Origin of the sequence: Alterileibacterium massiliense, assembly GCF_900104645.1 — a bacterium.
GTDB lineage: Bacteria > Bacillota > Clostridia > Peptostreptococcales > Anaerovoracaceae > Alterileibacterium > Alterileibacterium massiliense.
Genome location: NZ_FNWE01000002.1, coordinates 218,362 through 232,458 on the forward strand (window position 1 = coordinate 218,362; position 14,097 = coordinate 232,458).

Here is a 14,097-nt window from a genome sequence, read left to right on the forward strand (position 1 = left end):
CGGTGATATTATGACAATCATCGGCTTTTTAATATTAGCATATTAGGAGTGCGAGCATTTTTATGTATATTTATGTATAATATAAGCATATGTATTTAACAAATATTATACAGATGACAACTTCGCAAGAACATTTTCGGATTTTTAAGATATATACACCTTGTTACTAGCAGTATGAGAATTTCGCAAAGGAATGGTTAGGGAGATGAGTGAGCAATTTTCAATTTTTCAAAATAGCATAAAAGAGCCTCTCGCAGAAAGAATGAGACCATATGATATTGATGATATTGTTGGACAGGATCATCTGCTTGGAAAGGGCAAGGTTCTTCGTAATGCGATAGAAAAAGACCAGATTACATCAATGATTTTCTGGGGCCCACCGGGAGTTGGTAAGACAACACTTGCAAATGCTATAGCAAGCAAGACGAGGGCTAAGCTTATAACCTTTTCCGCTGTAAATAGCGGAGTGAAGGAAATTCGCAAGGTTATGGAAGAAGCCGAGAGAGGGAAAGCTTATGGAATAAGAACAATAGTTTTTATAGATGAAATTCACAGATTTAACAAGGCACAGCAAGATGCTTTTCTTCCATATGTAGAAAAAGGTAGCATAATCTTAATCGGTGCAACTACAGAAAATCCCTCTTTTGAAATAAATGGAGCTTTGCTTTCACGCTCAAGGGTTTATATTCTCCATAAATTAGAGAAAGATGACATAATCAAATTGCTGAAAAGAGCAATAAAGAGCAAAAAAGGCTTTGGCGACATGAGCATAATGATTAGCGACGAAGTTCTAGAGATGATAGCCTTATTTACAGGTGGAGATGCTAGATCTGCCTTGCTACTTCTTGAAATGGCTGTTTTGAACGGGGAGGTTATAGAAAAAGAAGATGGAACTATGGTTACCTCTGTTACAAAAGAAATAGTAGAATTATGCACATCGAAAAAGACGCTCATATATGATAAAAATGGAGAGGAACACTACAATCTTATCTCAGCTCTACATAAGTCTATGAGAAATTCAGACCCCGATGCTTCAGTATACTGGCTAGCAAGAATGCTCGAAGCAGGAGAGGACCCCTTATATATTGCAAGGAGAGTAGTTAGATTTGCAAGTGAGGACATAGGACTTGCAGACCCTGGGGCACTTAGGCTTGCAATTTCAGCATATCAAGGCTGCCATTTTATTGGAATGCCTGAATGCAATGTTATTTTAACAGAGGCTGTTATTTATATGGCGATGTCACCTAAATCGAACGCAATGGAAGTAGCCTATCTTAGTGCAAGAGATGATGCGTTAAATGAGATAAATGAACCCGTGCCTATGCACATAAGAAATGCACCTACTAAGCTCATGAAAGAAGCTGGATATGGCAAGGGATATAAATATGCACATGATTATGAGGACAAGATAACAGATATGAGGTGCCTACCTGATTCACTAGCTGGTAAAGAATACTATATGCCGACAGATGAAGGATTTGAAGAGAGATATAAGAAAAGGCTTATTGAAATAAAAAATAAGCGAAAAAAGCATACGGAGAAAAATAAATAGAATTATGAAAATATAAGGCAATTAAATAAATAAAATCTAAAAATCGTATAAAAATGAATAAATTAGTGCACGGCTAGTCGTTATAAAAATTATCCCTGACGACCTCGAGCCTTTCTTTGTACATTTCATTATCCATAGCAGAAGAACATAAGTCGTAGCAATAGTCGAAAAAATCTCTGATTTGAGAGTGCATTGACTCACCAGCTACCAGATATATCATGCGAATACTCTTAAGTATTGCTTCAGATACGAGCGGGTCATTTTTGCCATAGTAGAGAATTTGATTAAAGGATAGATGAAGCTCCTCTTTTGCAGTATATCCAGTGTAGATAATTCTTGTATCCTCAGTTTTATTTAAAATCCTGTAAAAATGTTTTGCAGAAAATAGCTTACCTAGAAGTATGCCTATCTTTCGTACGGATTCAATTGCTGTATTAGGGTCGTTAATTCCAGGGCTAAGACCTTTCATTGCAATTTCAACAAGATTTGTTATCTCGTGGTGGTAATCCTCCGTATCATTTTTTCTAACATTGATTAAAAGGCAGTCAGAAACCTTGTCAAGTATTTCATCAAAAGAGCTTATGTCGTTATTTGAATTAGCATCGACATATGAACTAGCAATATGCTCATCTTTTGAAGTGGGCTCAACATATAAACTGGCGATATGCTCATCTTTTAATAGAAATTCTCCAATCCTGCATCTAATTACCAAATCGCTGTCAATACCGTCAAGCACCTTGATTATTTCATCAGAACTTATGGAGTAAAAGTAGCCCGATTTAGAGGCAAAAATCTTATGCTCTTTTTTGCTTGAATCATCGTCCGATTTGCTTGAACTATTATCCGATTTGAGTGAACTGTCACTTGAGGTCTCACACGATAGCTCAGCGTATAGGTCATCAGGAAATTCTGCATCTAGTTCAGTTTCAATCAGTTTTAATGCGTGAGCGTAGGTATTTTCGATGACATTAGAAACCTTGATGTCGTTAAGTACTCTTTTTACAAAGAGAACAAAAGAAATCATGGCTATGACTGCATAAAAAATTGCAATTGTTCCTGAAATGAATGTATCATCAGAAGAAGCATTTTCTACGAGAAAAAGGGATAAAACCGTGTAAAAAAATCCCCCGATAAATACGCCAAAGAGACTTAAAACATGAGGCTTATCGATAAAATCTTGAACTATTCTCGGCGTAAAAGAGTCAGAGTACTTATTTAAAACGGTAAGGATTGTTGTAAAAGTAAAGGTCGTTACGGTTAAAAAAGTTCCTGCTAATGTTGAGAGAAAAGAGCTTGTCACCCCTGAAGAAAGCAGGAGAAAATTAGGCAGACCATCTTTAAACCCAGGGCATTTATAGTCGAGGAGCCATGTTAAAAAAAGAAGAACTAATGAAACAAGAGTCCAACCAGTTATGCGAATTATATTTCTGTTGTTTTCATATACTAGTTTTAAATTTTTAATCATTTACAATCTCCTAAATCGACGCTTAAAAAGAAATTTATTTCGTTTTAGTTTTTGCAAAAATAAAAGCTAAAAATATAATTTATTTAAATCCTAATATATTATATATGAAAATGTATAAATCTTCATCAATATTTAACAGTATATTTTCATAGCTTGTCGATAAACGATATGTAATGTTGTATAATGCTATGGAGGATAATGTGATTAAGAAAAGCATCTTAATATATGGAGGAATGCTGAAAAATGGGTAATAAAGCAGGAAAGATTAAGAACACTGAGCAGTCGAGAGAAGATTATCTCGAGGCGGTATATAGAATTACAAAGGAAAATGGATATTGCAAATCAATTGATGTTGCAGAGCTCCTCTCGGTTAGCAGACCATCTGTTAGCGTTGCATTGCACAAGCTTGCAGAGGAGGGATATGTTCAATTTGATGAGCATAAGGATGTTAAATTGACAGAAAAGGGAAGAAGAATTGCCAGAGATATTTTTAATAGGCATCAATTCTTCAAGGCGTTATTGATAGATGCGGGAGTTAAGGAAGATAAAGCTGAGCAAGAAGCTTGCGAAATAGAGCACTGCGTAAGTAATGACACATTTAAGAAATTAAAAGATTTTTATGTAAAATAATTCATAAAAATAATATCGATAGATTGTCGATAGATTAACATAGGAGTAATAGAAGCTTAGTGGAAGATGGAGAGATGACATGGTCCTTGAGAATAAATTAGGTATTACAAATTCTGCGGAGCTTGCAAGAGAAGAAGAAAGGATAAGCAAGAAAAAAGCGGTATCGCTATTCAAAAATCCTGAATTTGACAACTTAGAGGTTGGTACTACTGACGCATTAATGGCGATTCACAAGCATCTATTTGAGGATATTTATGATTTTGCTGGAAAGCTTAGGACTGTAAATTTAGCGAAAGGCAATTTTAGATTTGCTCCGCTTATGTACTTAGAAAACTTGCTTGCAAATATAGATAAAATGCCTCAATCTACTTATGATGAGATTGTAGAAAAATATGTTGAAATGAATATTGCACACCCTTTTCGTGAAGGAAATGGGCGAAGCATGAGGATTTGGCTCGATTTAATCTTAAAAAAAGAACTCGGGCAGGTTGTAGATTGGAGCAAGGTTAATAAGGAAGATTATTTGCTTGCTATGGAACGAAGCCCTATTAAGGACACAGAGATAAAAGTTCTTCTAAAATCTGCATTAACGAATGAGGTGGATAGCAGAGAAGTATATGTCAAGGGAATAGACCATAGCTATTTTTACGAAGGATATACATCATTCAACGCAGAAGATTTATGCTAGTGGTATGGAATTGATATATATTAAATAAAAATCTTAAATTTAGTGGAAGATGGCTTTGACTTCGGTAAATTCAAGAATTCCAAGTTCTCCGCCTTCTCGCCCTAGGCCACTTTGCTTATAACCTCCGAATGGAGCACCCGTTATAAAAGGGCTGGCATTTATGTGAACATTGCCTGCCTTTAATTTTTTTGCAATTGAAAGAGCTTCTGTTTCATCGCCAAAGATACAAGAAGATAGCCCATATGGAGAGTCATTACATTTTTTTATTGCATATTCCAAATCGTCATATGTTATAACGGAGAGCACTGGACCAAAAATTTCTGCCTTTGCAATTTCCATATCATCGCTAACATCAAATAAAACGCATGGATTTATAAATGTATCTGAAAGAGAGAAATCGTTTGATTTGCAAGTTATCATCTTTGCCCCCTCAGATAGGGCAGAATTAACATATGAGCGAACAATTTTGGACTGTTCTAAGGAACTCATAGAGCCAAGTTTAAAATTTGGGTCAAGCGGATTCCCAGAGACATATTTATCTATTCTATCTCTAATTAAATCAAGAATCTTTTCTTTTGAAGAAATCGGCACATACATCCTTGTAAAAGCAGAGCAGGTTTGCCCTGAATTTAAAAAACAGGAATCAAGCACGGTATCTACAGCGAGAGAGTAGTCTGCATTTTCAAGCACTAGGCATGGAGATTTACCGCCAAGCTCAAGAGAAACCTTTTTCACTGTGCTTGCAGAATGGATAATAATATCTTTTCCCACGGCAGTTGAGCCGGTAAAAGAGACCATATCTATCTTCTCGTGTTCAGCCATTCTTTTTCCTATGAGCGAGCCACTACCTGTAATTAAATTAAAAACTCCTTTAGGTAGATTTGCCAAACGGACAGCTTCAGCAAAGTAAAAGGCTGACATTGGAGTGATAGACGCGGGCTTTAGTATTACAGTATTTCCACAAATTAGAGCGGGTATAACTTTAAGGACTAATTGATATAAAGGGTAGTTCCAAGGGCAGATACACGCGACGATCCCAAAAGGCTCCCTTCTTAAAGTGTATCCATCATATCTTTTTTCAAAATCTATTTTTTTTGCGAAATCAAGTAGAGAACTAAACTCGTCAATAGATGATATTACCTGAGATTCATAGGAAAAGGAAACTGGGCAGCCTAGCTCTTTTACTATCACACTGGTAAGTTCTTGCGAAAACTTAGTTAATTCATGAAGTAGACTATCCAAATAATCAAGTCTATCTGTAAGAGATAAACCGCTCCATGTGGCAAAAGCTTTGTCTGCAGAGGAGATGGCAAAATTTAAATCGTTTATGTTCGCTGATGGAACATGGGCAATAAAGGAATTATCTGCAGGATTCGTAACTTCAATAAAAGTATCAGAAGATGAATTAACCCATTTTCCATCTATAAAAAGCTTTTTATAATCCATTTTACCCTCTCTTTCATATTTAAATCATATTTAAATTTCAAATACTAAAAAACAAGAATAAGATTTAAAAAATTAGATTTAGAAAAAACGAGCACTAATTAAATGCTCGTTTTAGAATTATTAATTATGAAAAATTAAATCATATCCATGTGAGCCGTCTGCCAGTGATTATTTATCAAGAAATTTCTTAATTCCATAGATTTTTTATCTTTTATTAAGTTTAAAATTTCTCGGTGTTCCTCATTCAATTTCGCTAATACAGGGAATAATCTATCAGCTTCAGATGAATGATAAAGATATGTTGGTATACTAGCCTTTACCTGTTCAAGAATCCTAATAAGAGCATCATTGCCGCATTTATTAACATAGACGCCATGAAAAGCTTCTTGATGATGATTATACTTATCAAATTTTTTGTATTTGATGTCAATATCCATCAAGTCTATATATTCACTCATGGCGAGATAATCGTCTTTATTCAATAAATCTATTGCCAGTAAAGCTGCATTTGCATCTAGGATTGCTATTACATAGTAAGTATCAAGCTTTGTCTTTAAATCAAATTCTCTAATTTTGTATCCCTTTTGAGGAACCTTCTCTAGCAAATCTGTCGCAGATAGATGAATCAAAGCTTCTCTCACAGGAGTTCTGCTTACATTTAACTCTTCGCACAATTTTGCTTCTGAAATAATGGAGTCTTTATCATAAAGATTATATCGAATTCGTCTAAGAAGCTCATTTTCTATTTGCTCTTTTGTAGAACTGGAAACACCCACGATGTCATACCTCCAAATAAAATGTTATTTCTTAGACCTAATTTATCACATATTCCATCTTATATCAATTTATATCAATCGTGTTAAATACTATCATAGCCTGCTTTTAAGGCAGCTGTGTTTAAAGAGTTAAATTTCTCCTTACCCTTATCTGTAAAATACTTAGTCATTGCATCATTATATTCATCAAAGGTAAGGACAGCAGTTTTTTTGAGGACGGCACCGATCATTGCTATATTTGCCCCTTTAGAATTTCCGGCTTGCTCAGCAAGTTTTTCCGTATCGACTTTTACCACAGTGATGTCATCCCGATAGCATCTTTTTTCATCAACCAAAGAGGAATTGACAAATAAAAAACCTCCAGGAACAACTTGCTTTTCAAATTTTGCTATTGCAGGCTCATTTAAAGTTACCAAAATGTCTATTTTTTTTACATATGGGCTCGCAATATCGGTATCACTAGCCTTAACCATGCAGTTAGCAGTTCCGCCACGCATTTCCGAACCATATGATGGATACCAAGTTATATTTTTCCCGTTGTGATGAAAAGCATAAGCCATCAATAGGCCTGTAGTAAGTACACCTTGACCACCAAAACCTGAACAAATTATTCCTATATTCATAATACTACACCATCCTTTATAAATTCTCCAAGAGCGAATACATTTTTAACGGTTTCATTCATGTGCTTTATAGCATCTAGTGGTGTGACATTCCAGTTTGTAGGACATGGAGATAAAACTTCTATCAGAGAAAATCCCTTGCCTTCCATTTGATTTTTTATGCCATTAGCAATATATTTTTTAGTCTTGCTTATTTCTGCAGGGCTGTCCACGCTTCCCCTTGCTAGATAAGCTATATCAAAGCTCTTTAATACCTTTGTTACATCGAATGGAGAGCCACTGAGATTTATATCTCTTCCAAGCGGAGTTGAGGTGGTTTTTTGCCCATTTAAGGTTGTAGGTGCCATTTGACCTCCTGTCATGCCGAAAACTTGATTGTTTACAACGATAACAGTTATATTTTCATTTCTTATTGCACTCCACATTGTATGTGCCATGCCGATAGAGTAAGCAGCACCGTCACCGTGGTAAGCAACTACGAGGTTATCTTTTCTTGATCTTTTTACACCGATTGCAGTAGGAAGAACGCGACCATGTGCAGCACCTACAAAATCACAATCCGTTGAATACATAAAAAGAGAACAACAAGCTACATCAACTACTGTAATCAATTTTTCTTCATATCCCATTTCTACAGCATTTTCAAACAAAGTTCTTCCTATAATTCCGTGACCGCAGCCGGGGCAAAAGGAAGTTTTGCCATTCATCATAAATTCAGGTGCTTTAAGGTTCATATACCAATTCCTCCTTTGCTTCGTCTAGTATTATTTTGTTTGCTATTTCCACTACCTTTTCACTTTCAGGTACATCTACAGAGCTTAGATAAGCATATATAGGAAGTTTGCCTTTAGAAGCAACAACAACATCTGATTTAAGCTGAGCGGATATACTCATTTCTACGAGAAGTAGGGCTTTGCAGTCCTTAGAAATTTCATCAAAAGCTTTTACAGGGAAAGGGGTAGCGGTTTTAAGCCTTATAAGGCCTAATTTAAGTCCGGATTCACGGGCGAGCTCTGTAGCTTCTTTACAAATCCTTGAGCTTATACCATAAGCAACTGTTACGATTTCAGCATCTTCTACATTGATTGATTCCCAGCGTTGCTCATTTTCTGCAATTTTCTTAATCTTATCGGCATATATAGCTTCGTATCCGTAATACCCGCCTTCACAGAAATACGATACATTAGTTATTTTTCTAGGCTCAGAACCTTTTTTTCTGCCTTTTACGCTCCAATCATATTTATTTATATCGTGTTCACTTAACTCAGGGAAAGTAACGCCTTCCATCATCTGACCTATAGCTGCATCGGAAAGAATTAAAACAGGATGACGATATTTCTCAGAAAGCTCATATGCTAAATACACAAATTCTACAGTTTCTTGCACTGAAGCAGGCGTTAAAGTTATTACCATCGTATCTCCGTGACCATTTCCCTTTGTAGCAAGTTCATAATCACTTTGGCTTTGGAAAATATCACCAAGACCGCTTCCAAGTCTTGCGACATCTATAATAACTGCGGGCAAATCTGCAGCAACCAAATATGAGATGCCTTCTTGAAGAAGAGAAAAGCCAGGGCCTGCCGAACTTGTTAGAACCCTTTCTCCAGCAGCACTTGCACCGTAAATCATATTTATCCCTGCAAGCTCATCTTCTGTCTGTATAAATTCTCCTCCTACTTCGGGCATTCGCCATGATAAATATTCAAGGACTTCTGTCTGAGGTGTAATTGGATACCCGCTATAGAATCTACAACCGGCACGAATAGCAGCTTCTGCGAGTGCTTCATTTCCTTTCATAATTACAGAATCATTGCTTTTTTTGTTCATATAGCATTTCCCCCTTCTAATTCTTGTCACGAATAACTGTTAACGCGTAATCAGGACACATGGTATAGCAGATTCCGCAAGCTATGCACTCGTCATCATTAATAACTATTGTTTCATAACCACTTTCATTAGTGTGTCCGCTTTTGCTTATGGCATTTTTCGGGCAGTAATAAAAACAATAATGGCAACCCTTGCAACGAGACGAATCATACAACACTTTTTTATTGCTCATAGACAGCACCTCCCAACAGAGTCAAGTTGTATACAAGTATTATTTAATTTAAATACAATACAATAAAACTCTAAAACCTTTAAAAATCAACGATAGTATAAACAAATATAAGTATAATTAAAAATTAATAAATATACATATATAATCTTGACTATAGTTTAATACAAGGATACAATAATAACAAGTACTTTATTAAAATAAAATGAACATAGATTTAAGGAGGTAAACAAATGAGTCACAAACCTTATATAACAGTAGAATGGAATGATACAGAAACAGATGCCAAGGGATGGCTTTGTGCATACAACTTTGTTAATCATTATTGTGGAGGTGGAACAAGAATGCACCCTACAGTAACAAAAGAAGAGGTAGAAAGACTTGCAATGACCATGGGATATAAGTATAAGGCTTGTGAGTCTAAGACTACAGGTGGCTGTAAGGGTGGTGTTGCGTATGACTATAAAAAGCCTGATGCTAAAGATGTATTAAGAAGATATTTAATCGCTATGGCACCATATATAAAAGCGGGGGTATCTATCGGCGGAGACCTTGGCGTAGATTATTCAGATGTTCTTGATATTTTGGAGGAAATAGGAATTGGACTTCCTGCAACAAAGGAAATGAAAACAGATCCTGTAATTATTCAGGGAATTAAAGACCATGACGCATTATGTGGAATGAAATATGATGGATTTTTAATGTATGACATGATAACGGGTTATGGCTGTGCGGCAGGACTTGATGAAGCTTGGAAAGCTATGGGAAATAAAGAGCCGGGCAAAGTTGTAGTGCAGGGATTTGGCTGCGTTGGAGCATCAATGTGCAATTCTCTTGACAAGATGGGATATAAAGTAGTTGGAATCGCAGATGCTAATGGACTTGTTGAATGTCAAGACGGGCTGGATGTGAAAAAACTAATTGCAGGAAGAAAACCTAAGGGTGAACTTAACCCAGATGACTTTGAAGAGAAATATATCTGGAGAAAGAATTCTGAATGGCTTGATGTAGACTGCGATATTATTGTACCGGCAGCACTTGAAGATGTAATAAATAAGGACAACGCAAATGATGTAAAAGCAAAGCTAATAGTCGAAGCGGCAAATATTCCTGTAACAGAAGAAGCAGATAAAATTCTAAAGGATAAAGGGGTTAAGATAGCTGTAGATTTCACAACAAATTTAGGTGGAATTAGAATTTATGAAGTATCGGTATTTGGCATAGTTCCTTGCGATCCTGCTTTGATTGTAAAAGATACGGAAGATCTCGTTAGAAAAAATACTAAGTTAGTATTCGAGAAAGCAGAAAAAGAGGGCAAAACAAACAGGGAAGTAGCTAGAGAGTTATTTACACCTGATGTGTTCGATACTCCTGATTTTTAAATGTGTGTTTGCTGAAAGGAGAGCAAAGTGAGCATTAATAAATTATTAAAGCCTGAGAAAATAGTTGTAATCGGAGCCAGCGAAAAAGAGGGCTTTGGTGGCGATACTTGCCGAAATACAATAGAAATCATGGATAAAGGCAGATATTATTTTGTAAATCCTAAAAGAGACGAAGTTTTCGGTGAGAAATGTTATCATTCCGTTCTTGATTTACCTGAAAAAATTGATTTAGCTGTAATTTGCACTCCCATGAAGACGGTCGAAGGGCTTATAGAGGACTCGGCAAAAATGGGGGCAAAGGGAGCAGTCGTCTTTGCGAGCGGTTATGGAGAAGTTGGAACAAAAGAGGGTAAAGATAGAGAAGCCAGTTTGAAAAAACTATGTGAAAAACATGGCGTTTCGCTCATGGGTCCGAACTGTGCAGGTTTTATAAATTATATTGATAAGGTTTCATCTTTTGCATTTATTTCAAATAAAAGGGATAGAAGTGGAAAAGTTGGCTTCGTGTCCCAAAGCGGACAGCTGGTTTTAAGCATGATGGATAGACCGGGAACAGGATTTTCATATGTAATATCATCAGGAAATAGCAAAATTGTTACGATGGAAGATTATCTGAACTTCCTAGTTGATGACGAAGATACGAAGGTAATAGCAATGTATCTTGAGGGAGTTAAGAATCACGGAGAATTTATAAAAGCACTCGATAAGGCAAATAGGATAAAAAAGCCTATAGTCATACTTAAAAGCGGTAAATCTGAGAAAGCTCAGCAGATTGCAGCTTCACATACAGGCAGCTTATCCGGAAGTGACAAAATATTTGATGCACTATTCGAAAAATATGGCGTTATAAGAGTTGATGATTTAGAGGAGCTAATATCCACATCGCAGGCTATAGCTACGCTAGGGGAGATGCCTAGGGGAAGCAAGCTTGCATCTATAAGTTTATCCGGAGGAGAAACAGGTATTTGTGCTGACCTTGGAGAGATTAATGGAATAGAATATGGGACACTTTCAGCAGAAACAATGAGAGCTCTTAAAAATACGATTCCCCCATATGCAAGTCCGAATAATCCATTAGACATTACTGCATCACTTTCATATGACATAGATAAGTTCGCTACAGTCCTTGAAATATTGATGGAAGATTCAAATGTAGACATGGTATCGGTTGGATATACGCTTTTAGACGAAATTGCAGATAATGCAATCTATTATATGTATGAAGCTATGAAGCGTATTTCAAAAGAGGAGTGGGCAAAGCCAATGGTCATGGTACCTTTTGCTGAAATGTCAAGGAATGTAGATTATGTTGACAAGTTAAAGGCAATCAATGTTCCCGTCCTTCCGTCAGCACAATATGCTTTTAAAATCATATCTAATTTACTTAAGACATCTGCCTATAGCTATAGTGATAATGAATTTATAAATTTAAATTCTAAGGCATTTGATTTTGGCAAAACAGGAGAAAAAATATCACTTTCTGAATATGAAAGCAAGAATTTCCTAAGCGAAAGGGGAATTAAAATTGACCCTTGCCGTCTTGCTAAAAGTGAAGAAGAAGCGGTGCAGATTTTTAATGAAATCAAGAAAAAATCCGGTAATAATAATGCAAAGGTTGTTGCTAAAGTAGATAGCAAAGATATTTTGCACAAATCGGATATAGGCGGAGTTATCTTAAATCTAAAGACAGAAGATGAGGTAAGAAATGCTTATAATACCATAATTATGAGAGCAAGAGAAAAATGTCCAGATGCAAAGATAAATGGTGTTCAAATCGCGATGATGTCAAAGGGCGGAGTTGAAATAATTATAGGCGTAAAGAATGACAGACAGTTTGGTCCTTCAATTTTATGCGGACTTGGAGGCGTATTTGTAGAAATCTTCAAAGATGTTTCATTAAAGATTGCACCTATATCTAAAAGAGAAGCAGTTGGAATGATCAAATCACTTAAAGCCTTTAAGTTGCTAAATGGATATAGAGGTTCAAAGGCTTGCAATATAGATTCTCTTGCAGATTTGCTTGTAAAAATTTCTGAAATTGCAATTCAAGAAAAAGATAAACTTTTGGAGCTTGATATTAATCCTGTGTTTGTAAATGAGGAGGGGGTATCTGTTGCAGATGCACTTGTTGTACTCAATAGATAATTTCAGAATATTAAAGCTTACCGATGGAAAGGAGAGTGGCTTAGCCACGAGAAAAATATGAGCGATACAAAAAGATCAAAGGTAATGAAGTATTTGAGCATCATGTCGCTTGGTGTTGCTGGTGGAAGCATATATCTAATCCCATTTATAAGATATGTTTTCTACACATGGCAAGCAGATGCAATGATGATGACAAATGAACAGCTAGGCATATTGACCACTATGTACGCGATAGGCAATACAATTTTATATGTTCCGGGAGGAATTGTATCAGATAAATTTTCTACAAAAAAATGTATGCTTTTTTCGCTTATGTCTACAACGATATTGACATTTTTATTCGCAATGAAAGTTAACTCATATGCACTTGCCTTACTTATTTGGTTCTTATTTGCCTTTACAACAACATTCTTATTCTGGTGTTCACTTATGAAGAGTATAAGAATGATAGGTGATGAGAGTGAACAGGGGTTTTTATTCGGACTTTATTACATGGGTAACGGTCTTACAGGGGCCGCTGTAAATGCTATAGGCCTTAAATTTACATCAGATACTGCAAGTGCCGTTAGCAATTTCAAGGCAGGTGTTTACGCATATGGCTTTGCAACCTTGCTTGGATTTATACTCGTTTGGCTGTTTGTTAAAGACTCAAAGGGTAAAGATATAAGCTTAGATGAAAATGAAAAATTTGAATTTAAGCAGGTCGGTGGCTTGCTTAAGAATCCATCACTATGGGTGTTTTCATTAATAGTATTTACGGGATATGCTATTTATTCATCGGCAAGTTATTTTACACCATATATGACAGATGTTATTGGAATTTCTCCAACGCAGTCTGGCTATCTCTCAATTATTAGACAGTTTGTATTTTATATTTTGGCACCGGTGAGCGGAATTATTGCAGATAAAGTTTTCAAATCGACAAGCAAATGGTTTATGTTCTTATATGTTGTTTTGACCTTACTATACATTGGAGTAATGTTAATTCCAAGTGGTGCAAGCGTGGGACTTGTCGGAATCTATTCACTTCTTCCTGGGCTTTTTGGCTTGGCTCTATATGGAATAATATTTTCTGTCGCAAATGAGGCAAATATTCCTGCGACAGTAATGGGTACTGCAGTAGGAATAGTATCAATAATAGGATATTCTTCGGACTTCTTTATGCCGGCGTTGTTTGGAAGATGGATAGATAAAGCAACAAAAATAAATGATGTTGCCTCAGGATATGACAAAATATTCATATTCTTAGCAATATGTTGTTTCGTTGGATTTTTGGCATCTATTTATATTAATAGAAAATCAAAAGAAAAATAGGTATTGATATTAAGGAAGAG

The 14,097-nt window shown here is 36.0% G+C and carries 13 protein-coding genes; 6 read left to right on the top strand and 7 right to left on the bottom strand.

Annotation, left to right across the window (positions count from 1 at the left end):
• Positions 1-205 precede the first annotated feature (205 nt).
• Positions 206-1,552, top strand: a complete 1,347-nt coding sequence (locus BQ5371_RS02810) for a replication-associated recombination protein A (protein WP_071133102.1) — start codon at positions 206-208, stop codon at positions 1,550-1,552.
• Positions 1,553-1,625: 73 nt separating this feature from the next.
• On the opposite strand, the gene BQ5371_RS02815 is transcribed toward BQ5371_RS02810, so the two are convergent.
• Entirely contained in the window at positions 1,626-3,017 is a 1,392-nt protein-coding gene (locus BQ5371_RS02815; protein WP_071132430.1) for a DUF2254 family protein, read from the bottom strand.
• Between the two features lie 243 nt (positions 3,018-3,260).
• Between BQ5371_RS02815 and BQ5371_RS02820 the strand changes: the two genes are divergently transcribed.
• Positions 3,261-3,647 (top strand): metal-dependent transcriptional regulator, encoded by a 387-nt coding sequence (locus BQ5371_RS02820; RefSeq protein ID WP_071132431.1) that lies wholly within the window; start codon positions 3,261-3,263, stop codon positions 3,645-3,647.
• 79 nt (positions 3,648-3,726) lie between these two features.
• The gene (gene fic, locus BQ5371_RS02825; RefSeq protein ID WP_071132432.1) at positions 3,727-4,335 is read left to right on the top strand and encodes a protein adenylyltransferase Fic; all 609 of its coding nucleotides are present in this window, start codon (positions 3,727-3,729) and stop codon (positions 4,333-4,335) included.
• A gap of 39 nt (positions 4,336-4,374) precedes the next feature.
• Here the strand turns inward: fic and BQ5371_RS02830 are convergent, their stop codons facing one another.
• The 6 genes from BQ5371_RS02830 to BQ5371_RS06845 all read right to left on the bottom strand — a co-directional run bounded on the left by BQ5371_RS02830 (position 4,375) and on the right by BQ5371_RS06845 (position 9,239).
• Positions 4,375-5,781, bottom strand: coding sequence for an aldehyde dehydrogenase family protein (locus tag BQ5371_RS02830; protein ID WP_071132433.1), 1,407 nt, complete (start codon positions 5,779-5,781; stop codon positions 4,375-4,377).
• Between the two features lie 134 nt (positions 5,782-5,915).
• A complete protein-coding gene (locus BQ5371_RS02835) occupies positions 5,916-6,557 on the bottom strand; it encodes a GntR family transcriptional regulator (RefSeq protein WP_071132434.1) in 642 nt (213 codons plus the stop codon).
• 83 nt (positions 6,558-6,640) lie between these two features.
• Complete coding sequence (locus tag BQ5371_RS02840) at positions 6,641-7,180, bottom strand: 2-oxoacid:acceptor oxidoreductase family protein (RefSeq protein ID WP_071132435.1); 540 nt, start codon at positions 7,178-7,180, stop codon at positions 6,641-6,643.
• The gene (locus BQ5371_RS02845) at positions 7,177-7,914 is read right to left on the bottom strand and encodes a thiamine pyrophosphate-dependent enzyme (RefSeq protein ID WP_071132436.1); all 738 of its coding nucleotides are present in this window, start codon (positions 7,912-7,914) and stop codon (positions 7,177-7,179) included. The genes BQ5371_RS02840 and BQ5371_RS02845 overlap by 4 nt, the downstream gene beginning before the upstream one ends.
• A complete protein-coding gene (gene vorB / locus BQ5371_RS02850) occupies positions 7,904-9,007 on the bottom strand; it encodes a 3-methyl-2-oxobutanoate dehydrogenase subunit VorB (RefSeq protein WP_071132437.1) in 1,104 nt (367 codons plus the stop codon). The genes BQ5371_RS02845 and vorB overlap by 11 nt, the downstream gene beginning before the upstream one ends.
• 16 nt (positions 9,008-9,023) lie before the next feature.
• Positions 9,024-9,239 (bottom strand): 4Fe-4S dicluster domain-containing protein, encoded by a 216-nt coding sequence (locus BQ5371_RS06845; protein WP_083377402.1) that lies wholly within the window; start codon positions 9,237-9,239, stop codon positions 9,024-9,026.
• 230 nt (positions 9,240-9,469) lie between these two features.
• Here BQ5371_RS06845 and BQ5371_RS02855 point away from each other — a divergent pair, with 230 nt between their 5' ends.
• Genes BQ5371_RS02855 through BQ5371_RS02865 form a run of 3 tightly spaced genes read left to right on the top strand, consistent with a single transcriptional unit; the run spans position 9,470 to position 14,077 of the window.
• Entirely contained in the window at positions 9,470-10,618 is a 1,149-nt protein-coding gene (locus BQ5371_RS02855) for a Glu/Leu/Phe/Val dehydrogenase dimerization domain-containing protein (protein ID WP_071132438.1), read from the top strand.
• Between the two features lie 27 nt (positions 10,619-10,645).
• A complete protein-coding gene (locus BQ5371_RS02860; protein ID WP_071132439.1) occupies positions 10,646-12,763 on the top strand; it encodes an acetate--CoA ligase family protein in 2,118 nt (705 codons plus the stop codon).
• 57 nt (positions 12,764-12,820) lie between these two features.
• Complete coding sequence (locus tag BQ5371_RS02865) at positions 12,821-14,077, top strand: MFS transporter (RefSeq protein WP_071132440.1); 1,257 nt, start codon at positions 12,821-12,823, stop codon at positions 14,075-14,077.
• The last annotated feature ends 20 nt before the right edge of the window (positions 14,078-14,097 follow it).

Excerpts from the sequence above, each read along its gene's own strand:
- BQ5371_RS02810 (WP_071133102.1), top strand. The coding sequence starts at position 206 with ATGAGTGAGCAATTTTCAATTTTTCAAAATAGCATAAAAGAGCCTCTC.
- BQ5371_RS02815 (WP_071132430.1), bottom strand. The coding sequence starts at position 3,017 with ATGATTAAAAATTTAAAACTAGTATATGAAAACAACAGAAATATAATT.
- BQ5371_RS02820 (WP_071132431.1), top strand. The coding sequence starts at position 3,261 with ATGGGTAATAAAGCAGGAAAGATTAAGAACACTGAGCAGTCGAGAGAA.
- fic (WP_071132432.1), top strand. The coding sequence starts at position 3,727 with ATGGTCCTTGAGAATAAATTAGGTATTACAAATTCTGCGGAGCTTGCA.
- BQ5371_RS02830 (WP_071132433.1), bottom strand. The coding sequence starts at position 5,781 with ATGGATTATAAAAAGCTTTTTATAGATGGAAAATGGGTTAATTCATCT.
- BQ5371_RS02840 (WP_071132435.1), bottom strand. The coding sequence starts at position 7,180 with ATGAATATAGGAATAATTTGTTCAGGTTTTGGTGGTCAAGGTGTACTT.
- BQ5371_RS02845 (WP_071132436.1), bottom strand. The coding sequence starts at position 7,914 with ATGAACCTTAAAGCACCTGAATTTATGATGAATGGCAAAACTTCCTTT.
- vorB (WP_071132437.1), bottom strand. The coding sequence starts at position 9,007 with ATGAACAAAAAAAGCAATGATTCTGTAATTATGAAAGGAAATGAAGCA.
- BQ5371_RS06845 (WP_083377402.1), bottom strand. The coding sequence starts at position 9,239 with ATGAGCAATAAAAAAGTGTTGTATGATTCGTCTCGTTGCAAGGGTTGC.
- BQ5371_RS02855 (WP_071132438.1), top strand. The coding sequence starts at position 9,470 with ATGAGTCACAAACCTTATATAACAGTAGAATGGAATGATACAGAAACA.
- BQ5371_RS02865 (WP_071132440.1), top strand. The coding sequence starts at position 12,821 with ATGAGCGATACAAAAAGATCAAAGGTAATGAAGTATTTGAGCATCATG.